We start from the raw sequence: 23,697 nt of genomic DNA, 5'->3' as shown, positions 1-23,697 counted from the left end.
ACATTCGATCAATCTACTAGGTTCAATACTTGACCTGCCATCTCGCCGACTCGTCGTTTTAAGCCGCTTGCACCTAAACTCCGTATTTCTCCGCCATGCCTTGAATTTGTTTTTTCAACTCTTCAATGAAATCCTGCGGCTCGGTTACCGTAACCAGACTGCCGTAGCTAAGAACCGTCCGGATGGCACGATCCGTAGAGGAATAATGGGCATTGACCGACAATGTACCATCCTCGTTGTCATGAATCCGATCGAAACCGAATTCATCCAACACTCGCGTCCTGGCCGATGGGTCAAAATGCAGCTGCACCTTCACCTTGGAGAAGTCGGCATTGTTCATGAACTGCTTTTCCACGTCTTGAAGGGTGTAATTCCGACGAACGAATGTTTCCGGCAGCACCAGCAGGCTAAGGATACGGGATAACCGGAAGTTGCGCATCTCGGATCGCAGCAGGCAGTAACCGTAGAAATACCAGACATAACCTTTAAGATAGAGGCCCATCGGTTCTACCGTACGTTCCGATTCTTGACCTTTGTTGTCCAAATAGGCGAACCGGACCACGTGCAGATCTTTGATTGCATCATGTAGAGGAGCAAACTTCATCTTGTCATTAGGCGTCGGCTTAAAGTCTAGATCGATCCGCGAAATTTCGCTCGAGGCAGCCTCTGCGATGCCGGGAATCATCGCCCCGATTTTGTCTAGCAATTCGTGATCGTCAGAGCTGTCCGTCGCGGTTCGGATGCCGCGAAGAGCCGTATAGATGGACGAGAAATCATCGAGCGTCAACACTTGCTTGTCGATCCGGTAGCTTGACATAATTTCATAACCCCCGTCCGCACCGGGGTAGGACACAATCGGGATGCCCGATTGATTGATGGCTTCCATGTCCCGGTATATCGTTCGCAGAGAAACTTCGAAACGCTCGGCCAAGGCGGTAGCACTCACTCGAGGTTGATTGAGCAGGGTCATCGTAATCGCCAGTAAACGGTCCAGTTTCAAATCAGAATCCTCCTCGGCGTAACGGTCATGCGAATAAGGATTCGCCAGGTTCAATACTTACCAAGATTCTACGCCGGAACGCGAATGCCTCTTTTCATGAATAGAGGGCCGCCGAAGCGGCCCATTCCATTAGCGGAAGCGGCGGAAAAAGCTCTGGAGGTCGGATGCTAGCAGCCGGGGCTCATCATAGGCTGCAAAATGAGTGCCGCGTTCGAATTCCGACCATTGAACGATGTTCGAATTATCCCGTCTTGCGAAGAGCGCGATAGACTTAAAATCGTTGCCGAATACGGCAATACCGGTCGGCGAGGCGTTTACTTCCTGAGCATAAGGGCTTGGAATATGAGCGTTCTCGTAATAAAGGCGCGTTGCCGACTCAGCCGTATTGGTTAACCAGTAAATCATGGTATTCGTAAGCAATGCATCGCGACTAATGAAGTCGATATGATCGCCGAATCCATTAAACAGCTCTGCGATCCAAGCTAGTTGACCGACCGGCGAGTCAGCGAGACCGTAAGAGAGCGTCTGCGGACGAGTCGATTGAATGGCGTTGAAACCGGCTCGCTCATGGAAGTTAGCGAGGAACTGCAGCCTTTTTCCATCCTCCTCCGTTAAATATGCCATCTCTGCAGGGTCCCCGGATGGGAAGGAGAAGAGTTGGAGCACGTGAAGCGCGAGCAGTCCATTCGGCTTCATCATGCCGAGTTCCCTGGAGACGAGCGCTCCGAGATCGCTGCCGTGCGAGCAGTACTTGTCATATCCAAGACGATTCATCAGTTCATCCCAAGCTTGCGCAATACGGGAGATATTCCAGCCTGCATCTAGGCTTGAGCCCGAGAATCCGAAGCCGGGTACGGACGGAATGACGAGATGGAACGCATCTGCCGGGTCTCCGCCGTGGGCGCGCGGATTGGTTAACGGACCGATCAGATCGAGGAACTCGACGATCGAGCTAGGGAATCCATGCGTTAGGATCAGCGGAATGGCATCCGGCTCGGGAGAAGGGATATGCATGAAGTGAATGTCCGCTCCGTCAATGGTCGTAATATATTGCGGGCATTCATTCAGGCGCGCTTCGAATTTCCGCCAGTCGTAACCGTCCTGCCAATAGCTGACGACATCCTGCAGATAGCCCTTGGATACGCCGTACTTCCATTCCGAGCCTTGACTGCCATTCAGCCAACGCGTTTGAGAGAGGCGTTGCTTCAGATCGTCCAAGTCAGCTTGGGCAATTTGGATACGGAAGGCGCGAATTTCGGCGCTGGCGCTGCTTTCTTGGCTTGCTTGATTTGTCATTGGGTTGTTTACTGTCATGAGAATAACCTCCTTGAATTTGGGCTTGTCGTTGTTCTCTTGCTTACATTTATTAGTTTAAACCTTCGACCCTGACATCCTTATGTCAGGGTTATTCGCCGCTGCGAATTATTTTTTCCGGAGGGTGTAGAATCTGTCGATTTTGCCATCTTTCATTCGTTGTCTTGATAGAGGCTGAGTTCGAACAGTCCAAACCAAGGGATGAAAGGATGTTATAAGATGGCAAAACACACAACTTATTTGATGTCGGAGGACGCGAGAGCTCAAGCCGAGTTCTACGTTCATGCGCTTGGAGGAGAGGTCCTGTCCGTTATGACGCACGGGCAGCTTCCCGAAGCAAAGGAAGAGCTCAAGGACAAAGTCGTTAACTTAAGCATGATTGCCGGAGGTATTAACTTCTTAATGTCGGATTCCGTATTCGAGCCGATTATTCGCGGGAATGCCATCAATCTGTGTCTCGAGTTCGCAACGGAATCCGAAGCCCGTGAAGCCTTCGGTAAGCTAGCTGAAGGCGGCTATGTGAAGCACCCGTTGGAACCGGCATTCTGGGGCGCCTTGTTCGGACACATCCAAGACAAATACGGCGTAATGTGGATGATCACCGCCGCGGGACCGACTGCTTAAAATGAAGATGAACAAAAGCCCCCCGAAAATACTCATCCGGGGGGCTTTTGAAGCTATATTTATATAGAACAACACGCAGTTCATTTGCGCATCGAATATTCCCGTTCGACTTTGCAGATTTTTACGTGATAATCCTCATACCACGCTTGTTTTCCCTGCTCTTGGGCGGCTTTATGCGCTTCAACCTGCTTCCAATTGCCAATCGCCTCCAAACTCTCCCAATAAGAAATCGTAATGCCGAATCCGGAAGAGTTCCTGACGCTTTCAACGTCAATGAAGCCGGGTTGCTCGGCGGCCAGTCGAACCATCTCGTCGGCCGTTTCGCCATAACCGTTCTCTCCGTCCGTGCGCTGGCTTGTAAAAATAACAGCGTAATACTCCTTATTCTTACCCCGATTGCTTTCGCTCAAATGATTCAGCCCCCTTCATCTAGATGATATACTATAATCATCCGGTAATATAATCAGGAGTGAACAATTAATCTTATGAAAACATTAGTGTTGGCGGAGAAACCGTCGGTAGCGCGGGAAATCGCTCGCGTCATGGGGTGCCATAATAAAAATAAAAGTTGGATAGAAGGACCTAAGTATGTCGTGACTTGGGCGCTCGGCCATCTGGTCGGACTGGCGGAACCCGAGGATTACGACGGGAAGCTCGGGACTTGGGCGCTGGAGGATCTGCCGATTCTGCCCGGTCAGATGAAACTCAAGGTATTGCGGGAAAGCAGCCATCAGTTCAAAGCCGTCCAATCCCTCATGCAGCGTCAGGATATCGGGGAATTGATCGTGGCGACCGACGCGGCCCGCGAAGGAGAGCTGCTCGCAAGATGGATTATCGATAAAGTGAAATGGAAGAAGCCGTTTCAACGGCTCTGGATTTCGTCGCAGACCGACAAGGCGATCAAAGAGGGATTCGCTTCGCTCAAGCCGGGCAGCCAATTCGACCGGCTGTTTCAATCCGCCCGCTGCCGCGCCGAAGCGGACTGGATGATCGGACTTAACGTGACGCGGGCCCTCACTTGCAAATTCGGCGCCCCGCTATCTGCAGGTCGGGTACAGACACCGACGCTAGGCATGATTATGCAGAGGGAGAACGAAATTATTTCCTTCCGCTCGGAGGAGTATAGTCTCCTTCGCGTCAACGTAGGCAAGTTCGAAGCGCTGTGGAGAGGAGCTAACGGGGATTCCCGGATATTCGATGCGGCGAAGGCAAAGGAGTTGCAGGAGAAGCTGACCGGACGCGCCGGGCGGATTTCCAAGCTCAAGAAAAGCGAGAAAACCGTACCTCATCCGCTTGCTTACGATCTGACCGAATTGCAAAGAGATGCCAACCGCCTGCTCGGCTTCTCGGCCAAACAAACCTCTAATGTGCTGCAACGGCTCTATGAACAGCACAAGCTCGTCACTTATCCGCGAACGGATTCCCGATATTTGACATCGGATATGACGGATACGCTGAAGGAGCGGCTATCCAGCATTGCGATCGGTCCCTACGCGCCGCTCGCTAGACCTCTGCTGCGGGGAGCTTTGCCGCTTAGCAAGCGGATCGTGGACGATAGCAAAGTGACCGACCATCACGCGATCATCCCGACGGAGCAAGCCGTACATCTGAACTTGCTGAGTACCGAAGAACGCAGGTTATACGATTTGATCGTTAAGCGTTTTATCAGCTTGTTCTATGGTCCCGCACGTTACGATCAAGTGACGGTAGCCGTAGAGATCATGGGAGAGACGTTATCCGCCAAAGGCACGACGATCAAGGAAAACGGTTGGCGTGTCGTCTATAACGACCAAGCATTGGACGACGAAGAGTCGGAAGACGACCCGGAAGAAAGCGCGGCGGTGCTGCCGGAGCTTCACGAAGGCGAGTCCCTATCCGTGAAACAATGCCGGATTCAGAACGGCCGAACGCAACCGCCGAAACGGTATACGGAAGCCGCCCTGTTGACGCAGATGGAGAAGCACGGGCTTGGTACGCCGGCGACGCGCGCCGATATCATAGAGAAGCTGGTCAGCTCCGATACGATCGAGCGCCAAGGTAACCTGCTTCACCCGACGGGTAAAGGCAAACAGCTGATCGGGCTCGCTCCCTTGGATTTGCGCACGCCCGAGCTCACCGCGCGCTGGGAAGCGGAATTGGAACGAATCGCCCGGGGCCAAGGGAAACCGGAGCCATTCCTGAACGGTATCCGGGATATGGCGAAAAATCTGGTATCCGGCGTAAAGAACAGCGACGCTTCTTACGTGCCTCACAACGTCTCGAACAGCCATTGCCCGGATTGCGGAACCCGCCTGCTGGAGAAAAAGTCGAAACGCGGAACCGTGCTTGTCTGTCCGAGCGACGATTGCGGTTATCGCCGTTCCGACGAGAAGCAGCTCTCCAATCGCCGCTGCCCGCAATGCCACAAGAAGATGGAAATGAAAGACGGCAAAGCCGGCAAGTACGTGCAGTGCTTGCCATGCGGGATTACGGAGATGGTTAACAAAGATAGCAAACATCTGAACAAACGCGAGCAACAAAGATTGGTCAGCCAATATACCAAGAAGAATAACGAGGAATCGCTCGGCTCCAATCTTGGAGAATTGCTTAAAGCGGCCATGGAGAAGAAGAACAGCTAAGGGTACGATTTCATTCTCCGAATCGGTCCAATTGGAGCGGACTATCCCGGTAAATGTGCGATTTCGGAATAGCGGCACGCCGTGCCGTTATATCACATCCGATCGATCATTTCACCGGAATAGCGGCACGCCGTGCCGTTATATCACATCCGATCGATCATTTCACCGGAATAGCGGCACGCCGTGCCGTTATTCTACATTCGATCGATCATTTCACCTGAATAGCGGCACGCCGTGCCGTTATTCTACATCCGATCGATCATTTCACCGAATAGCGGCACGCCGTGCCGTTATATCACATCCGACATCATTTCACCATACGGACGCCGCCTTATATCACATATCGATCATTTCACCCAATAGCGGCACGCCGTGCCGTTATATCACATCCGATCGATCATTTCACCGGAATAGCGGCACGCCGTGCCGTTATTCTACATCCGATCGATCATTTCACCGGAATAGCGGCACGCCGTGCCGTTATTCTACATCCGATCGATCATTTCACCGGAATAGCGGCACGCCGTGCCGTTATATCACATCCGATCGATCATTTCACCGGAATAGCGGCACGCCGTGCCGTTATTCTACATCCGATCGATCATTTCGCCGCAATGAGCAAGAGGCTGTCTCCTTAATGACTATAGGGGACAGCCTCTTTTATACGCATAATCCCCCTTCACTAGGAAATTACAATAATACATCTAGCCCCGTTGACGACCACCTTAAAAAAACAAACATGTTCTCCTAAGTAACTTCATTGTTCGTATTCCCGTTTGGGCGGATAATGAGGACATTCCAACCTCAAGGGGGATATACAGATGAATAGTACAAGCAAAAAAGTGCTTGGAACGGTCATGACCGGCGTGCTCGCGGTAAGCTTGGCCGCATGCGGAAGCACCAAGAACAACGGCGACAGCGGCAGCAACGCAAGCCCAACGGCTTCAAGCCCTGCAGCTTCCAGCCCGGCGGCTTCCGCCGATAACGGAGGAAGCAAAGAGAAAGTTACGATCACGTTCCAGAACATCTACCCAGACCCTACCGAACCGAAATACAAAATGGTACGCAAACTCGTAGAGCAATACGAAAGCGAACACCCGAACGTCAAAATCGAGCTCGACTCCCTCAACACCGACCAACAAAAGCTGAAGCTCAAAACGCAAGCCGCTTCCAAGGAAATGCCGGACATCACGGTCGTTAACCCGGCTGCCCAAATGCAACCGTTCGTAGATGCCGACCTGTTCGTGCCTCTTAACGAAATGATTGAGAAGAACGGCCTGAAAGGCACCTTCCAAGAAGGTATCCTAGATTACTACACGTTTAACAACAATCTCTACGCTCTGCCGGACGGAAACAACATCGCGCTCGTGTACTACAACAAATCGTTATTCAATCAAGCCGGCGTCCAAGTGCCGACCACATTCGAGGAAATGGTCGAAGCCGTCAAAACGCTTAAAGCCAAAGGCATTACGCCTATCGCCATCGGGGAGAAAGATTCTTGGACCGGATCCTTCCTGTTCATGAACATTCTGCTTCGTACGAACAACGGCCCTGGCTTCCTGAAAGAAGTGCTCGATGGCAAGAAAACGTTCGAAGATCCGGCATTCACCGAAGCAGCGGATGCATTCCAAGCTTTGGTGCAAGCAGGCGCGTTCCAAGAAGGCGCAACATCGTTCGATTACAACGCGGGCGAAAACTTGTTCAAAACAGGCAAATCGGCTATGTACTTCATGGGCAGCTGGGCTACCGGCGCTATCGAAACATCGGATGTCAGCAAAGACGGCAACGTTGGGGTATTCAAATTCCCGACCGTCGGCGGCAAAGGCGATCCTAATCAGTTCATGCTTGCTCCAGGCAGCGCGTTCGCGGTATCCAAAGACAGCAAACACCTGGAAGAAACGCTCGACTTCTTGAACTTCTTCATGTTGAACTACCCGAAAGAAATGTTTACGCAAAAAGGCGCTATCGGTCTTGCCCAAACAGTAGAAGGCGACTTCAAAGCCGCCGGATACTCCGATATGGCGATGGAAGTGACGAACATGTTCAAAGACGTTAAAGGCGGAGACCTGGCATTCGATAACACGATGAACCCGGGAACGGCTCAGGTGCATCTCTCCAGCATCCAGAACCTGTTCGTTGCGAAGAAAGCAGCCGCGGATGTAGCTAAAGAACACCAAGCAGGGTTCGAAGACAACAAATAATAACATCCGTGGATATTCCGGTACGGAGGGGGCGCCCAGCGGCCCCCTTTCGTCATCATAACGAGAATGCTCGAAGGAGGCGAAAGCCTTGAAGGTATTAAAAGTATCCAGCTGGACGATCGCGGCGTTCGTGCTGCCGTGCTTGCTCCTGTACGTCTGCCTCGTGTTCGTTCCGATCATCGTCTCCGTTTATAGCGGGATGTTGGAATGGAACGGCATCGGCACTTCCAAATTCGTAGGACTCGCCAATTTCCATAAGATGTTCACGAACGATTCCGTATTCTGGCCCGCGGTAGGCCGCACTTTCTTGTTAGCCGGATTCTCCATGCTCATTCAGTTACCGCTTGCTTTGTTCGTGGCTATTCTGATCAGCCGCTACGTTCGCAGAACCAGCTTCCTCGTATCGAGCTATTTTCTTCCCGTTATCCTGTCCGTGGCCGTAATCGGCCAATTATGGAAGACGATCTACAATCCGGCTTCCATGGGCGGCATGATCAACCAAGTCTTGATCAAGCTTGGACTGGATTCATGGACGCATGCTTGGTTAACGGAACCTAAGGTCGCGATCTATGCCATCATCCTGGTCGGGTTGTGGCAATACCTCGGTTACCATATTCTCATTCAATTTACCGGTATTCAGAACATTCCGGCCGATATCTACGAAGCCGCCAAGATCGACGGTGCCGAAGGCTTCAAGGCCGATCGATATATCACGTTGCCCTTGATCGTTCCGATTTTCAAAATATCCGTCGTGCTCTCCTTCATCGGATCCCTTCAGTCCTTCGATCTGATCATGGTCATGACGGGCGGCGGTCCCGCGCACGCAACCGATGTGATTTCCAGCCACATGTACAATATGTCGTTCCTATCGATGAAATACGGATACGGCAGCGCAATCGCATCCTTCTTGGTCGTCGTCTGCCTAGCGGCCACTCTGATCATCAACGTCCTTTTCAACCGGCTAGACAAACGATTCTCGTAAAAAGGAGGCGCTCCGATGAGCCAATCCGTACACATTAAGGACATCCAACCCGCTGCCCCTGCCAGGCGCAACCGCTTCTCCGTCAAGAAAGCCGTCGTTTTCGTTATTTTCGGCATTCTGCTCGTCACGCAGCTCTACCCTCTAGTATGGCTGTTCATTTATTCGCTCAAAACGAACGAAGAAATCCTGTCGGGCAGCTTCTTCTCCTTGCCGGCCGTATGGCAATGGAGCAACTACTCCGCCGCCGTCGAGAGCGGCAATTATTGGCGGTACTTGACCAATAGCGTTTTCGTTACCGGAGTCACGATGATTTGCGTTATAATACTGGCAGCGTTAACAGCTTTCGCGATTACGCGGTTCCGCTGGAAATACGGCCAGCTCGTGCTTCTCTTATTTTTGCTCGGGATGATGATTCCGATGCAAGGAACGTTGCTGCCGCTTATGATTATCTTTAAGAACATCGATATCTTGAACACGCGCTTGTCGCTGATTTTGCCTTATATCGCCTTCCAGACTCCGATCGCCGTCTTTATTCTAAGCGGCTTCATGAGGACGGTCCCGCAAGAGATCGAGGAATCCGGAATCATGGACGGCGCCAGCGTATTCCGGATATTCCGGTCCATCATTCTTCCGATCTCGGTTCCGCCTATCGTGACGGTTTGCATTCTGGCCTTCATCAATATCTGGAACGAGTACATCCTAGCCGCTACTTTCATTTCCTCCGAGAAGCTCAAGACGCTTCCGTTCGGAGTCAACAGCTTCGTCAGCCAATACTCGGTCAACTATGGAGCGATCGGGGCATTCCTCGTGCTCGGAGCTCTGCCGGTTATCCTGATTTATTTCTTGCTAAGCGAGAAAATAACGAAGGGAATGGTAGCCGGCGCCGTGAAAGGATAACCTGCCATCGACATGTTCCGCTTCCGTACGAGTCGCACGATTCGCAGCCGTCTCTTTCTGATCTTCCTATTCTGCATGCTCGGCTTGTTGCTCATCTTAAGCTGGGTTTATTACCAGCGGGCAACGGAGCAGATCCGCGGTAAAGTCGGCGTTATCGCGGAGAAGAACATTTCCCAGACCGTCGGCTTGTTCGAATTAATGCTTAAAGGTTACGATTCCGTAACGAAATCCTTGAACAGCAACGGCGAGCTTATGAAGCTGTTGCAGGACCCTTCCTCCGACCGTACGGTCGAGGGCGTGAATCTCGAACGAAGAATTACGGACATATTAGGAGCGATCTTCTATTCCCGTAACGATATCGTAGGCATCCATATCGTTACCTACCGCGGCAAGGTATACAGCTTCGACCGCTCCGTGGGAGCCGCCGTCCGCGCGTACCCGCAGGAGCAGTGGTTCACGGAGCTAAAGCGGTCTACAGGGGAAATGAAATGGCTAGGCGTCTACCCCGATTCGCTCATGAGCGATAATATTAACCGTCCCGTATTCGCATTCGGACGACAGTTGTTCGAATTTACCGCATTGAAGCGGATCGGCATCGTCTTGATCGAGACGGATGCGGATTCCATCGTAACCGCGCTCTCCAACGCCAGCTTGGGGCCGGGGAGCAGCGTGATCATCCGGGGGCAGGACGGCAACGATATCATCCGCACGAATCCGACCCAGGATGTTACGGACACGGTTCCTCCCGAATGGCCCGGCGCATTAAAAGACGATGAAGTCATCCTTCGCGAACGGGAGGATGCCCTGATTACGGCCGCCCGGATAAGCACCGCGGATTGGACGGTTATCGGCATTACGCCTAAACAGGATTTGAAGCTCGAGCTTAAAGAGACGCAACGGTTCATTATGACCGTCATCATCGTTCTGGTGGCGGCGGCGATCGCGCTGGCGACTTTTATCTCGCGTTCCTTCTCTTCCCCGTTCAAACGGCTTATCCAGCAGATGAAGCAAGTCGAACTCGGTAATTTCAAGGGTCAAGTTCACGTGCAGTCTTACCAAGAGCTTAACGTCCTGGTCGGCTCCTTTAATCGCATGGTCCATCAGATGGACGAGCTCATCGAACGCATTAAGCTTGCCTCAATAAGCGAGAAGAACGCCCAGCTTAAAGCGCTGCAATCCCAGGTCAATCCTCACTTCCTGTTCAATACGTTGGACATGATTTATTGGATGCTGGACGAACGGGAGAACGACCGGTTAGGCAAAGTCATTCTCGCGTTATCCCAGCTCTTCAGGTACAGCAGCGACTGGAAAGAAGCTTCCCGCGTGCCGCTTCGCCGGGAGCTCGAACAACTGCGGCACTACTTGTCCATCATCGAAGTCCGGTTAGGAGGACGCGCCCAAACGCTCATCGAAGTGGAGGAGCGTTGGCTGGACATCGAGGTTCCTAAGATGATTTTGCAGCCTATTATCGAGAACGCCGTCAAATACGGATTAGAACCGCTTAATCGACCGGGCACGCTGCGTATTCGTTCCAAGGCGCAGGACGATAATCTAACGATCATCGTGGAAGATAACGGGGTCGGGATCGACGAGGATACGCTTGACGCGCTCTCCCGATCGCTTAGCGACTCGCCGTTGTCCGATCTAGGACAAGAAACCCTTGCCGACATGTCTTCGGATAGAGCGGGAATCGGCCTGGAGAACGTTCACCGTCGCATTCGCTTGATGTTCGGGGATAGCTACGGGATACGGGTCGAAAGCAATCCCAACCTCGGAACGACTGTCATCGTGACGATTCCTATTCCACCCGAGAGGAGGAATTAGCGTGAACATTCTCGTCGTCGACGACGAAGAGATCATTCGCAGCGGCATTGAACGAACGATCGGCAGAAACTTCCCGGAGCATCGGGTTTACCTGGCCGCTAATCCGCAGGACGCCGTTCAGTTGCTCCGCAAAAAACCGATCAACCTCGTTCTTACCGACGTGCTCATGCCCGGAATGACGGGGCTTGAACTCATGGAGATTTACCGCAAAAACCATGCCCACGTCAAATGGGTCGTGATCTCCGCTTATTCCGAGTTCAAGTATGCCCAAGAGGCCGTTCGGCTTGGGGCGAAAGACTATCTGTTGAAACCGATCGGCAAAGACATTCTGATCGCCATGATCCGCAAGCTCGGAGGAGAAATCGCCAAGGAGAACGAATGGTCCAAAGAAGCGCATCTCATGAGATCCAATCTCCGCTTCCTAAGGGAAGCCGTATTCTCCCGTTGGGCATCCGGGTTGGATTTGAGGGGAATCGATCTGAGGCCGTTCACCGAAAACCACCCGCATTTCCATCTCGTCATGGTCCGAATGGAAAGCGACCGCGACGTGAGGCTGGAGCATTTTATCGTGGAGAACGTGCTTTCCGAGTTGATCGAATCGATGGGCAAAGGATTCGTGGCCAGCATTGACGGCAAGAGCCTGATCGGGCTCGTGACGCTTAACGACGAGAACAAGCTGAATGCCCTGGTGGAACAATTGCGTAGCCACTTGAAGCGATATGTCAAAGTGCCGTTCCAGGTTCTTCATACGGATAGAATCACGGACTACTCCGTTGTGCCCTCTAAGGTACAGAGCATGCGCGTCGCAGCCGCTACTCAAGTGTATGACCACTACGCGAGCAGCGGCGATCAATCGATTGCCGTCGCGCTTCAATACATCAAGACCCATTACCAAGAGGAATTGACCTTGGAGAAGGTAGCTTCGATCGTTTACCTCAACCCGGTTTACTTCAGCCAACTGTTCAAGCAGAAGACCGGCACGGGGTTCAAGGATTACGTCACCCATCTGCGGCTGGAACGGTCCATGGAGCTGCTTAAAGCCTCGGAACTCAAAATCGCCGATATTTCGGAGCGCGTCGGTTACCCCGACGTTCGTCACTTTTCCCAGATTTTCCGCAAAAAAACCGGACTCACGCCTTCCGAATACCGCCAGAACGCGAGCGAGCCGAACGAGTCCGCCGAGCCATCGAAATAAAGCCATGAGAAAAAGGATGCCGTTACGAAATCAATTCGCGACGGCATCCTTTTGAATTGCGAAAACCCTATCTTCCTCTACTCTTCGGCAGTCGAAGATTTGATCAGGTCTTTCCTCCAGAAATCGATTACCGTATGGTCCGCCAGCTCCATGGAAGCCCACGAATTCTTATATTTCAAGCCGAAGCCGTCCATCAGATCTATCGTATCTTTTACCTCCGCCTTCTTCACTCTTAGCTCCATGGATACTACGTTTTTCAAAATATTTTTTAACATCTCGTTCTCCGAAACCGTCATTATCGTTCTTCCTTTCTCCTCTATGGGTGTACCTGTTTGTGCGTCCCGTTCATTCGATCACTAAGTAAAAGCCAATATCGAACCAAAAGTAGACAGGAATAAGAATATCATTATAAATCGAAACGGGAGGAGTTCCAACAATCGCGCTTACGGGTCACTCCCATTATGACCAACGGAAAATGAGGATAAACAAACGCGGCCCGAGTCCTCATGCACTCTCGATACGGCAGGACAGAATAAGGAGGAAATATTTGGCGCATGGCTAATGTCGCCGGACGGCTTATACTTTGAGATGAATAAAAATGATAAAACGCGCATTAGAAAGAGGGAATTATGAACACGACTAAGCTACGACTCCTGTACGTCCCGCTCATCGTCTTCTTGCTCCTGTCGCTGTCGTTCGGATCGTCGGCTCCTCTGGCCCAGACCGCTATCGCACATGCGGCGGGCGATCCGGCGACGGCAACCAAGAAGCTCGTGATGGGGACTTCGCCCGATTATCCTCCCTATGAAAGCGTCGATGCGAAAAGCAACGGGGAAATCGTCGGAATGGATATCGACATCGCCAAAACCATCGCAAACGAGCTCGGCTACGAGCTGGAGATAGCCGGCATGGACTTTAGCGGCTTGATCGCCGCCCTTCAGACGGGGCGAGTCGATTTCGTCATGTCCGGGATGTCGGTTACCGAAGAGCGCAAGAAAAGCGTCGAATTCTCCGACGGCTACTATACTGCGCGCAATACGATCGTCTCTCGGAAGACGCAAGCTTACGAGACCGTAGAGCAGCTCTCTGGCAAGCTTGTCGGGACCCAGCTCGGTTCGACCCAAGATCAGTACGCAGCAACCATCGAGGGAGCCAAGCTGAAACAGCTCAACAAAATCGCCGACCTGATTCAAGAATTGAACTCCGGAAGAATCGACGCCGCCATCGTCGAAGATGCGGTCGCGATCGAGATGGTCCGCGCCAATCCGGACCTCACGATGAACTTCGTGCCCGCTTCGGAGGAAGACAACGGTTATGCCATCGCTTTTCCTAAGCAGACCGAGCTAGTCGACGATTTCAATCGCGTGCTCGCCCAGATGAAAGACAATGGCGAGCTGCAGAAAATCATCGATAAATGGTTCGAAGACAAGGAAGACGCGACAGCCAAAGGCGCGGGTTTCCTGAATATCGATTTTCGAGTGTTAAACGGGTACGTGCCTTATATTCTCAAAGGAATTTACGTCACGTTGCTGTTCACTCTCGTATCGGCTCTGCTCGGGTTAATCTGGGGAACGATCCTCTCTCTCTTCAAAATCTCGGGCATCCGGCCGTTGCAGTGGTTCGCGACCGCCTATACCTCGGTATTCCGCGGTACGCCCTTGCTCGTGCAGCTGACGATTATCTATTATGCGACTCCGCAGCTATTCAACTTCGATATTCCCGCGTTGCTGGCAGCCGGACTTGCGTTCGGGCTGAATTCCGCCGCCTACTTGTCCGAGACGATTCGCGGCGGGATCATGGCCGTCGACAAAGGACAACGCGAAGCCGCGATCGCGCTCGGGGTTCCTTATCGGAAAATGATGGTGCGCATCATATTCCCGCAGGCCCTTCGCCATATTCTGCCCGCGCTGGTGAACGAGTTCGTCGCCCTGCTTAAGGAATCCTCTCTCGTCTCCGTCATCGGGGTAACCGAACTGATGCGCCGCGCCGACGTCGTAAGAGCGAGTACCTTCCGCGCCTTCGAAGCACTGCTGCTCGTGGCCGCGATCTATTACGTGCTCGTGCTCGTCCTAACATCTCTTGCCCGCATGCTGGAAAGGAGGCTGCGCCGAAGTGATTAACGTATCGAACCTAACGAAAGACTTTGGTAAAGTACAGGTGCTGAAAGGCATCTCGACCCAAGTGAACAAAGGAGAGGTCGTCGCCTTGATCGGACCTTCCGGTTCCGGCAAGTCCACCTTCCTGCGATGCCTGAACCTGCTCGAAATCCCGACTTCAGGCACGATTGCCATTGACGGAGTCGAGCTGACGAATCCGAAAGCCGACGTTGCCCGCATCCGTCAACGAATCGGCATGGTGTTCCAGCACTTTCACTTGTTTCCTCATATGACCGTGCTCGACAACATTACGTTCGCGCCCGTCGAGGTCAAGGGACTGTCCGTAGAAGCCGCCCGATCCAAAGCGCACGAGCTCCTTGCCCGGGTCGGTCTATCGGACAAGGCCGACAGCTTCCCCTCACGGCTGTCCGGCGGTCAGAAACAGCGCGTCGCCATCGCCCGCAGCCTGGCGATGGAGCCCGATATTATGCTCTTCGACGAACCGACCTCGGCGCTCGATCCCGAGATGGTCAAAGAGGTGCTGAACGTTATTCGCGGTCTTGCCGACAGCGGAATGACGATGCTCATCGTCACCCATGAGATGAAGTTCGCGCGGGAAGCCGCGGATACGATCTATTTCCTCGACAACGGGAAACTCGTCGAACGCGCGACTCCGGAGCGATTCTTCAGCCAGCCGGAGAGCGAGCGGGCCGCTCGTTTTCTGGAGCAGGTGTTATAGGTCAAAGCTAAGCAAAGGCTGTCCCCTAAGTCATCTTCCCTTGACCTAGTTGGACAGCCTTTCTTATGTGCCCATGCTGGAATTAGCACGACTGGCTCGGGTTATTTTCTGCGGTTGCTCGCATTTTCAGGATTTAGCACGACTGGCTCGGGCTATTTCCGCGGAAACTCGCTTTTCCGAGAATTAACACGACTGACTCGGTCTATTTTCTGCGAAAACTCGCTTTTCCGAGGATTAGCGCGACTGGCTAGTGTTAAATCTGCGAGACTCTTTCACGTGTAAACAGCCGACGCAAACCATCGCGGTATGTTAAACTATGACAATCAGGATTTACGAGGAAGACGAAGGAGATCGCATTAAGATGAACCCCTATCACGAAGATTCAGGAGCTGCTCAAGATAGAAGCCGCCTTAACTTGCAAGCCGACTGCGAGAACTGCTTCGGCTTATGCTGCGTTGCGCTGCCCTTCGCGGCTTCGGTAGATTTCGCTATGAACAAAGATGCCGGACAACCCTGCCATAACTTGCAATCGGACTTCCGTTGCGGCATTCACAATAACCTTAGACAAAATGGCCTTCGAGGCTGCACGGTCTACGACTGCTTCGGCGCAGGTCAGCTGCTATCCCAATATACGTTCGGCGGGCGCGACTGGCGGCAAGCCCCGGAGACGGCGAAAGCGATGTTCGAGGCGTTGCCGATCATGCGGCAACTTCAAGAGCTGCTCTGGTACTTAACCGAAGCGCAAGCGTTGCCGGCCGCCCGAGCGATTCATGATTCGCTCGGTTCGGCGTTCGCCGAGACGAAACGGCTGACGCTTCTTGATCCCGATGCCCTCTTGAAACTTGACGTGGCGTCGCATCGGGCGGACGTCAACGCGCTTCTCTTGCAGACTAGCGAACTCGTAAGGGATGAGGCCCGTCGACGGCACAAAGGACCGCTGAAGCAACCGAAGAAGATCGGCCGCGGAGCCGATCTCATCGGCGCCAAACTCCAAGGCGCCGATCTAAGATTCGCCAACTTAAGAGGAGCCTATCTGATCGCAGCCGACCTTAGAGGGGCCGACCTCCGAGGGGCCGACCTCATCGGAGCGGATTTCCGTGACGCGGATCTCGGGGGATCCGATCTTACCGACGTCCTCTTCCTCACGCAAGCCCAGCTCAACGCGGCCAAAGGCGATGCCCGTACGAAGCTGCCCCGTTGCTCTCTCGCCCGCCTCACTGGTCCGACATGGACTGCTAATGTGGGAGAGGAGAGGTTTAACCTTTTTTCGCGTTCTGATAATGCCTACTCGCCCTAGCCGCGAAAATGAAATATAGAACGGCCATCACGGGAGGCAACATCCACAGAAAGCCTCTAAATAAAACAAACGGCGTCTCGAAGAGAAAAGCACTCCAAAAATTCGCCCCGGCTTTGTCCCATAAACCCGGAGTATAATACAAGGCTTTCGGATTCAATATGGCAGCGGCGTCAATAGCGTCGGTTAGAAGCAGAGCTATATAAATAGGGATAATGGTAGCCGCAAGGGATATCCACATTTCCGCTTTTCTTCTGTAGCGGGCTGCCTTGGAATCGACGTCGGAAAAGATATCGTCGCTGCTGTTCTCGTCTATTTGCTTAAAATATTGATATCCCGATTTCGGGGTTCCCGCGATATGCCGCCAACCGCTATCTTCAAATAGTGCGCGATAATCCTCGAAATCGTCCCATCGCTTGAAGACGCGATAATCGATCTTGATATTCACGTTCGCCGGTTTGCCGCGTTGAAATTCATACCTGATTGATTTATTGACTAGCAGGTAACCTTGGCTGGCCAATTCATTCAGCCACTGCTCTTCCTTCTCGAAGTTAATGAAAAATTTCCACTTCCTCATTTCGCTCCCCCGTTTCTTATTTCAGAATGGCTTTCGTAGCTTCGATCATGTGCATCATCCTTGCATAGTCGAGTCGCAGGATTTCTTTTCCCTTTTCCGAAATGACATAGACCTTGCGCCGGCTATCCTCGCTTGCGACGGGCTGCAGCAGCTTCTGCTTCAACAAATTTTCAATGGCTCCATACAGAGTCCCCGCCGCCATTCTGACCTGACCGCCGCTCAGCTCTTCCACCTTCTGCATAATCAAGTACCCATGCGCCGGTTCCATAACCGCAAGAAGAATATAATAAACCGTCTCCGTTAGCGGCAGGTTCTTATCTCTGCTCATGTTGTTCCCCCTTCGTGTATGTAGTCAAACTTTATATCGTGATACTGTATAGTTACACTATATACAGTTCAACTGAATATTGCAATAGCCCCATAGATAAAAAAAGGAAAGGCCGGGAACACCTCCAAGAGGAGGTAACCGACCTTTCGTATTCGATGCTTGCCTATTCGTCGTATCTCTTAAGCACGATAACCGCGTTATGGCCGCCGAATCCGAAAGAGTTCGACATGCCGATCTTGAGATCGGCCGTGCGGGCTACGTTCGGAACATAGTCCAGATCGCAACCTTCACCGTTCTCCTCCTGGTTAATGGTCGGAGGGATGGTGCCGCTCTTCAAGCTTTTCACCAGAGCAATCGCTTCTACGCCGCCCGCGGCTCCGAACATATGCCCCGTCATGGACTTATTGGCCGTAACGGGAATGCGATAAGCCTCGTCGCCGAACAATCTCTTGATCGCCGCCGTTTCCGACTTGTCGCCGAGTTCGGTGCTCGTGGCGTGCGCGCTAATGACGTCCACTTCGCTCGGGAGAATTCGGGCTTCTTGAAGCGCCGATTTCATGGCGCGGTATGCCCCATCGCCTTCGGGATGAGTGGCTACCATATGATACGCATCGGAGCTAGCGCCGTAGCCGATGACCTCGGCATATATTCTCGCCTTACGGGTCAAGGCATGAGACAACGATTCCAGAACGAGGATCCCCGCTCCTTCCGCCATGACGAAGCCGTCTCTGCCGGCATCGAACGGGCGGCTAGCCCGCGCCGGCTCGTCGTTCCTCGTCGACAAAGCCGTTGCGCTCGAGAAGCTGGCCAGCGATATTTCGGTTACCGCCGCATCCGTTCCTCCCGCGATCATGATGTCCGCTCTTCCGGATTGAATGTGATAGAAGGCTTCTCCTATCGCCGTATTGCCGATCGAGCATGCCGTTACCGGCGACATCGTGGAACCCAGCGCTCCTAATTTAATGCTGATCATCGCCGCGGCCATATTGGATATCATCATCGGTACCAGGGTCGGGCTTACCCTCTCCGGCCCTCGTCCGCTTAATACGTCATGCTGTTCCATTAACGTCTGTATGCCGCCGATTCCGGAGCCGACATAGACGCCCATCCGTTCTTTGTTTATTTGCTCAAGTTCGATCCCCGCGTCGCGGACCGCTTGGTCCGTCGCCGCTAGGGCAAACTGGCTGAACCGGTCCATGCGTCGAGCATCTTTGGCTCCGAATAGCTCCTTGGCATCGAAGTCCCGTACGACTCCCGCTATTTTCACCTTGAAACGATCCGTGTCGAAAGCCTCTATGGCGGACACCCCTGACTCCCCGCGCACCAGTCTTGTCCAGAAGGTATCCACATCGTTGCCAAGCGGCGTTATCGCGCCCATTCCCGTAATGACGACTCTTTCCATAGCCATAACCTCCTTGAACATCCTTGAATAAAACCCTATAATCATCATGTCACGGCGATTATCCTATTACAAGTTGTCGTTTATCCTATTATAAATAGTAATACCCTATCCCCTCATGCAAGGACGGTTGCTTATGAATTCGCAAACAAGGCTTCAAGCGTTGTCCCAATTTTTGAAAGCCCAGCGAGCCAAGCTTACCCCCCAGTCCGTCGGACTCCCGGAAGGCGGCCGCAGAAGGACGCCCGGGCTGAGAAGAGAAGAAGTCGCGCAGCTGGCCGGGGTTAGCCATACTTGGTACACCTGGTTGGAGCAGGGCCGGGATATCAAGGTATCTTCCTCCGTCTTGGATAACGTGGCCATGGCGCTGCAACTCACCGTGGATGAGCGGAAATACTTGTTCTCCTTGGCCTTGGAGACAACTTCGGGCGCAAGTATCCTTAGAGAAGAGCTTCCTCAGATTAACCCTTCGCTAAGAATCATTCTTCAAGAGCTGACCTACTGCCCCACGATTATTTCCGATCGCAGATGCCATATCGTCGGCTGGAACGAAGCGGCCGCCCATGTCTTCCTAAACTTCGAGCTCGTTCCTCCAGAGGAGCGAAACATGATTCGCCTGTTATTCACGAGAAAAGAGTTCCAGCGGCTTGCCGTGAATTGGGAGCAATTCGCCAGCGGATTCCTGGCTATCTTCCGCGCCTATTACGGGCAGTACGTCGAGGACGAATGGTACGAAGAGTTCCTAGGGGAAATGAAAGCAACCCACCCTGATTTCAATCGGTTATGGGAGCAGAGCAAGGTGAGCTCCGCTCCCGAGGTGCTGCTTGAATTCAGGCATGCCAAAGCCAGAAAGATGCTGTTCCAGCTCACTTCGTTGCAGGTTCACGGAGGCGCCGATTTAAGATGCAGCATCTACACGCCGGCTCCGGAAACGTCTACGAGGTCAAAGCTTAAGCTATTAATGCAGCATGACGAACGGGCTTAACGTTAATCTCCCGATCATCAATTGCGTCGATTTCGGTAATCCTTATAGAAACGTTGCGCATCCATTTAATGCATGTGTTACCATTACGAGATAGACATGTGACGGATGGAGCAGGATAGTCATGGATTCGCAGCTCACGATGTACATTACGCTTGTCAGCGTATCGGGCGTATTTAACGTATTTCTCAGTCTTTACGTCTATTCCAAGAGGAATGACATACCGGGCTCCCGCACTTTTATTCTCTATACGATAGCCCTCTCCATTTACAGCTTCGCCTACGCTTTCGGCCTTGCCGGCGATACGCTATGGAAGGTCAAGCTGTGGACGGTGATCGAATATATCGGGATGCCTTTCTCCGCGCCGCTCGGATTAATGATTATTCTTCATTATCTCGGAAGGAAGGTTTCCCGTAAGGGTACCATCGCTCTATTCGTCATCCCCTCCATTAGCCTGCTAATGGTCGCGACCAACGATTATCATCATCTTTTCTACAAAGTGATCCGGCTCAAGGAAGGCATGCCGCTCCCCTACTTGGAGATCGAAATCGGAGAATGGTATATCGTACACGGAATCTATACGTTCAGCTGTCTGCTCGCCGCTCTCTTGCTGCTGCTCAGCCGATGGAAGCAAACGCGGAGAGCGTACCGCCCGCAGCTGTTCACCTTGATTTGCGGACAACTGCTTCCCATGGTCACCGCGTTCCTATACCTCGTCGGCGCGACGCCTGCCGGAATCGATCCGGTTCCGATCATCATGTGCGTCACTTCGGGGCTGTACATCTGGGCAATCCTATCTGTCAGGATGCTCACGGTCGTCCCGATCGCCAAAGAAACGATTTTCGATAGCATGGGGGAAGGCGTAATCGTTCTAGACTCGGCCGAACGGCTTATCGACTATAATCGGGCCGCCGGACGGATGATTCCCGCCCTTCATCAGGCGATGATCGGCAGAACCTTGAATCAGGCATGGACCGAACTGACCGGCGCAGCCTATCCTTTCAATCATCGGAACGACGGCCATACGGAAGAACTAGCCTGGATGGCTAACGGTAAAGAAACGTTCTACCAAGCCCGGTTCTCCGCCCTTCGGCATCGAAACGGCGAACAAGCCGGGAGCCTGCTCATGCTTATCAACGTGACCGAGCTTAAGCAGCTTCAGCAGGAACTTGAGCATCAAGCTTTCTATGACGGCCTTACCCAAGTGTTCAACCGCACCCAATTCATTCTTCGCAGCAGGCAAGCGCTTGAGAATTCCCGCAGGCAAGCCGCTCCGTTTACGATCATTTTGTTCGATATCGATCACTTCAAGCGAGTGAACGATACCTTCGGCCACGAGACGGGCGACAGAGTTATCGTTCATGTCGTCTCCATCTGCAAAAGGCTGCTCTCCGAGAACACGCTGTTCGCCCGCTATGGGGGCGAAGAGTTTGTCGTTGCGCTGCCGTCCTGCACGCTTCAAGATGGGGCATCGATAGCCGAGCGTCTGCGCACGGCGCTTGAAGATGAACCCCTGCATACGGAAAAAGGCGCGATTGCCGTTACCTCCAGCTTCGGAGTCGCACAGGCCGCGATCGGCGGAGATGAGACGTTGGAAACACTGCTAAGCAAAGCCGACGAAGCGCTGTACGCATCGAAGCGCCATGGACGCAACCGCGTCAGCGGACATAGGCCGGCAACCGCGGTCTCGACGAATTCATTTTCCGGTTAGCGTCCGTCCCAAATAAAAATGGCTATCCTAAGATAGCCATTCGTCATTTCATCGTCTGTTTACGGAAGCCACTGATCGGCTTCTTTTTTCTTGCGTTCGGCTTTATGTTTCTTGATAAGCTTCGGCAAATGTTTAATTCCCCGGATCATATTCCCTTTGCACATAGGACATTCAGGCGAATTAGAGGCAGCCAATTCCTCCCTCACCCAAGCCTTGCACTCTTTGTTTACGCATCTCCAGATAGGCACCGCCGAAAGTTCGGGTTTGGTCGTATCCAATTGTTCTCCCACCTCCAACGGAACTAAAGTACCCGGAACCAACCGCTTTGATTCCGAAAACGCCCAGATTTGCAAGTTTACATCCCGGCGGCCGCCTTTGTCAAACCGTCGCGCGTTTCCGTTAGTGAAACCATGGGTTGCGCTTAACGTATTAGTTTATCAGTTAACGCTTCAGCAACCGCATAGTAACCTCGAACTCCAAAGGGGAGTAGCTTAACAATAAAGTCGTCATGACGAGAGCTCCAATTCTCCGGCTTTATTGGCATTGCCGATAAGGCGTTGTTAGCGAGACCTTTGTCCGTAAGAGGCTAAGGTCTCTTCGTTTTTTGGGGAAAGAATAAGCGGTAATGCACATTAGCTCAATCAATAAAGAGGGGTGTCTAATGGATTTCGGAATATTGATGGAGTACGGCTGGGTACTGCTTGTCCTAATCGTTCTTGAGGGATTGCTGGCAGCCGACAACGCGCTCGTGTTGGCGATCATGGTGAAACACTTGCCCGAGCAAGAGCGGAAAAAAGCTTTGTTCTACGGTTTGGCAGGCGCGTTCGTGTTCCGCTTCGCTTCTCTATTCGTGATTTCGTTTTTGGTGGATGTGTGGCAGGTGCAGGCGATCGGGGCGTTATACCTTCTGTTTATTGCGTTGAATCACATCGTCCGTAAAATCATCGTAAAGAAAGGCGAGGAATCCGCGGACAAGAGCTCGGAGAAACAACGGAAACATAGCGGATTTTGGATGACGGTTTTCAAGGTCGAGGTCGCGGATATCGCGTTTGCGATCGACTCCATCTTGGCGGCCGTCGCATTGGCCGTCGCCTTGCCGACAACGGACTTGCCGAAGATCGGCGGGATGGACGGCGGTCACTTTGCCGTTATTTTCCTAGGCGGGTTCATCGGCCTTGTGATCATGCGCTTCGCGGCGAATATGTTCGTGAAGCTGCTGCATAGCAGACCCTCGCTTGAAGTCGCCGCGTTCGTTATCGTCGGCTGGGTCGGCGTCAAGCTGGCGGTCCATACGTTGGCGCATCCATCGATACACGTCATCTCGCACGATTTTGCCGAATCGACGGGCTGGAAGTTAACCTTCTACGTGGTGCTCCTGCTAATCGCCGCATGCGGCTGGTTCCTGTCCGGACGCAAGAGCAAAGAAGAGGAGCAGGCCAAAGTCGCGTAACCGTGTATGGACAAGCCTTCCGTCAAAGAAAAAGCCGAGTACGCCCTTTCAAGGGGTGTCTCGGCTTTTGGTTTTACTGATCGTATTGTTCTCTTGCTTCCCGAACGGCGCGAAAATTGTCCGCGGCCCAAACCTGCAGCATCTTCAGCAGGGGAATGAGCGATTCGCCCAGGGGGGACAGCGAGTATTCCGCGATCGGAGGCACGGACAGCGTGAGCTTGCGCGCGACAATGCCATCCCGCTCCAGCTGCTTCAACGTTTGAGTCAACATTTTCTGCGAGACGCCCTCGATGCGCCTTTTTATTTCCCCATACCGGATCGTACCGTCTTCCATGGCGTAGATGACCAGAGCGGTCCATTTGTTCGATATAATCTCCAGCACATGACTGTAACTGCACGCCTCGTGCGAAATATCCGGCCCCGTCTTCACGATTAACTCTCCCCCCGTACGCACCCTAAAGTTCGT

At 52.7% G+C, this 23,697-nt stretch carries 22 protein-coding genes and 1 pseudogene; 14 read left to right on the top strand and 9 right to left on the bottom strand.

The features are described 5' to 3' along the window. Positions 1-73 precede the first annotated feature (73 nt). Together FPL14_RS15385 and FPL14_RS15380 are read right to left on the bottom strand one after the other, a co-directional pair. Positions 74-1,000: a helix-turn-helix transcriptional regulator gene (locus tag FPL14_RS15385; RefSeq protein ID WP_182298293.1), complete on the bottom strand. Its 927-nt coding sequence runs from the start codon at positions 998-1,000 to the stop codon at positions 74-76. Positions 1,001-1,129: 129 nt separating this feature from the next. Further along, positions 1,130-2,314: an epoxide hydrolase family protein gene (locus tag FPL14_RS15380; RefSeq protein WP_229263520.1), complete on the bottom strand. Its 1,185-nt coding sequence runs from the start codon at positions 2,312-2,314 to the stop codon at positions 1,130-1,132. A 219-nt stretch (positions 2,315-2,533) separates the two neighbouring features. Between FPL14_RS15380 and FPL14_RS15375 the strand changes: the two genes are divergently transcribed. Next, entirely contained in the window at positions 2,534-2,938 is a 405-nt protein-coding gene (locus tag FPL14_RS15375) for a VOC family protein (RefSeq protein WP_182298291.1), read from the top strand. Positions 2,939-3,018: 80 nt separating this feature from the next. On the opposite strand, the gene FPL14_RS15370 is transcribed toward FPL14_RS15375, so the two are convergent. Continuing rightward, positions 3,019-3,348, bottom strand: coding sequence for an antibiotic biosynthesis monooxygenase family protein (locus tag FPL14_RS15370; RefSeq protein ID WP_407644619.1), 330 nt, complete (start codon positions 3,346-3,348; stop codon positions 3,019-3,021). Between the two features lie 75 nt (positions 3,349-3,423). Here FPL14_RS15370 and FPL14_RS15365 point away from each other — a divergent pair, with 75 nt between their 5' ends. From FPL14_RS15365 to FPL14_RS15335, 7 genes are all read left to right on the top strand, one after another. Next, complete coding sequence (locus tag FPL14_RS15365) at positions 3,424-5,556, top strand: DNA topoisomerase III (RefSeq protein ID WP_182298289.1); 2,133 nt, start codon at positions 3,424-3,426, stop codon at positions 5,554-5,556. A gap of 284 nt (positions 5,557-5,840) precedes the next feature. Beyond that, positions 5,841-6,194, top strand: coding sequence for a hypothetical protein (locus FPL14_RS15360; protein ID WP_182298287.1), 354 nt, complete (start codon positions 5,841-5,843; stop codon positions 6,192-6,194). A 183-nt stretch (positions 6,195-6,377) separates the two neighbouring features. Then, positions 6,378-7,757 (top strand): extracellular solute-binding protein, encoded by a 1,380-nt coding sequence (locus FPL14_RS15355; RefSeq protein ID WP_182298285.1) that lies wholly within the window; start codon positions 6,378-6,380, stop codon positions 7,755-7,757. Positions 7,758-7,845: 88 nt separating this feature from the next. Continuing rightward, positions 7,846-8,739: a carbohydrate ABC transporter permease gene (locus FPL14_RS15350; RefSeq protein WP_182298276.1), complete on the top strand. Its 894-nt coding sequence runs from the start codon at positions 7,846-7,848 to the stop codon at positions 8,737-8,739. 15 nt (positions 8,740-8,754) lie between these two features. Continuing rightward, positions 8,755-9,636, top strand: coding sequence for a carbohydrate ABC transporter permease (locus tag FPL14_RS15345; protein WP_182298275.1), 882 nt, complete (start codon positions 8,755-8,757; stop codon positions 9,634-9,636). A gap of 12 nt (positions 9,637-9,648) precedes the next feature. Further along, positions 9,649-11,460, top strand: a complete 1,812-nt coding sequence (locus FPL14_RS15340) for a sensor histidine kinase (RefSeq protein WP_182298273.1) — start codon at positions 9,649-9,651, stop codon at positions 11,458-11,460. Between the two features lies 1 nt (position 11,461). After that, the gene (locus FPL14_RS15335; protein ID WP_182298271.1) at positions 11,462-12,655 is read left to right on the top strand and encodes a response regulator; all 1,194 of its coding nucleotides are present in this window, start codon (positions 11,462-11,464) and stop codon (positions 12,653-12,655) included. Positions 12,656-12,732: 77 nt separating this feature from the next. Here the strand turns inward: FPL14_RS15335 and FPL14_RS15330 are convergent, their stop codons facing one another. Beyond that, entirely contained in the window at positions 12,733-12,951 is a 219-nt protein-coding gene (locus FPL14_RS15330; RefSeq protein ID WP_182298269.1) for a hypothetical protein, read from the bottom strand. Positions 12,952-13,284: 333 nt separating this feature from the next. Here FPL14_RS15330 and FPL14_RS15325 point away from each other — a divergent pair, with 333 nt between their 5' ends. The 3 genes and pseudogenes from FPL14_RS15325 (at position 13,285) to FPL14_RS15315 (ending at position 16,729) form a co-directional block, all read left to right on the top strand. Further along, positions 13,285-14,775 carry an ABC transporter substrate-binding protein/permease gene (locus tag FPL14_RS15325; RefSeq protein WP_182298267.1) on the top strand — a complete coding sequence of 497 codons (1,491 nt, stop codon included), beginning with the start codon at positions 13,285-13,287 and terminating at the stop codon, positions 14,773-14,775. Beyond that, positions 14,768-15,490, top strand: coding sequence for an amino acid ABC transporter ATP-binding protein (locus FPL14_RS15320; RefSeq protein WP_182298264.1), 723 nt, complete (start codon positions 14,768-14,770; stop codon positions 15,488-15,490). Before FPL14_RS15325 ends, FPL14_RS15320 begins: the two co-directional genes overlap by 8 nt. 361 nt (positions 15,491-15,851) lie before the next feature. Next, positions 15,852-16,729 (top strand): annotated as a pseudogene (locus FPL14_RS15315) (pentapeptide repeat-containing protein). Between the two features lie 17 nt (positions 16,730-16,746). Here the strand turns inward: FPL14_RS15315 and FPL14_RS15310 are convergent. The 3 genes from FPL14_RS15310 to fabF form a co-directional block, all read right to left on the bottom strand. Continuing rightward, on the bottom strand, positions 16,747-17,361 hold the full coding sequence (locus FPL14_RS15310; RefSeq protein ID WP_182298260.1) for a DUF2812 domain-containing protein: 615 nt from the start codon (positions 17,359-17,361) through the stop codon (positions 16,747-16,749). 16 nt (positions 17,362-17,377) lie between these two features. Beyond that, on the bottom strand, positions 17,378-17,689 hold the full coding sequence (locus FPL14_RS15305) for a PadR family transcriptional regulator (protein ID WP_182298258.1): 312 nt from the start codon (positions 17,687-17,689) through the stop codon (positions 17,378-17,380). A gap of 163 nt (positions 17,690-17,852) precedes the next feature. Next, on the bottom strand, positions 17,853-19,091 hold the full coding sequence (fabF, locus tag FPL14_RS15300; protein WP_182298255.1) for a beta-ketoacyl-ACP synthase II: 1,239 nt from the start codon (positions 19,089-19,091) through the stop codon (positions 17,853-17,855). Between the two features lie 133 nt (positions 19,092-19,224). Here fabF and FPL14_RS15295 point away from each other — a divergent pair, with 133 nt between their 5' ends. Beyond that, complete coding sequence (locus tag FPL14_RS15295; RefSeq protein ID WP_182298253.1) at positions 19,225-20,073, top strand: helix-turn-helix transcriptional regulator; 849 nt, start codon at positions 19,225-19,227, stop codon at positions 20,071-20,073. A 121-nt stretch (positions 20,074-20,194) separates the two neighbouring features. Further along, complete coding sequence (locus FPL14_RS15290; protein ID WP_182298251.1) at positions 20,195-21,781, top strand: histidine kinase N-terminal 7TM domain-containing diguanylate cyclase; 1,587 nt, start codon at positions 20,195-20,197, stop codon at positions 21,779-21,781. Between the two features lie 59 nt (positions 21,782-21,840). Here FPL14_RS15290 and FPL14_RS15285 read toward each other — a convergent pair whose 3' ends face one another. Continuing rightward, positions 21,841-22,059 (bottom strand): cold-inducible protein YdjO-related protein, encoded by a 219-nt coding sequence (locus FPL14_RS15285; protein WP_182298249.1) that lies wholly within the window; start codon positions 22,057-22,059, stop codon positions 21,841-21,843. A gap of 383 nt (positions 22,060-22,442) precedes the next feature. Here FPL14_RS15285 and FPL14_RS15280 point away from each other — a divergent pair, with 383 nt between their 5' ends. Next, positions 22,443-23,231: a TerC family protein gene (locus FPL14_RS15280; RefSeq protein WP_182298246.1), complete on the top strand. Its 789-nt coding sequence runs from the start codon at positions 22,443-22,445 to the stop codon at positions 23,229-23,231. Positions 23,232-23,304: 73 nt separating this feature from the next. On the opposite strand, the gene FPL14_RS15275 is transcribed toward FPL14_RS15280, so the two are convergent. Beyond that, positions 23,305-23,661: a winged helix-turn-helix transcriptional regulator gene (locus FPL14_RS15275; protein WP_229263519.1), complete on the bottom strand. Its 357-nt coding sequence runs from the start codon at positions 23,659-23,661 to the stop codon at positions 23,305-23,307. Positions 23,662-23,697 lie beyond the last annotated feature (36 nt).

This window comes from Cohnella cholangitidis (genome assembly GCF_014107495.1).
In the GTDB taxonomy this organism is placed as follows: Bacteria; Bacillota; Bacilli; order Paenibacillales; family Paenibacillaceae; genus Cohnella; species Cohnella cholangitidis.
The sequence above is the reverse complement of the archived record's forward strand: the minus strand, read 5'-3'. Positions and strand labels throughout refer to the sequence as shown.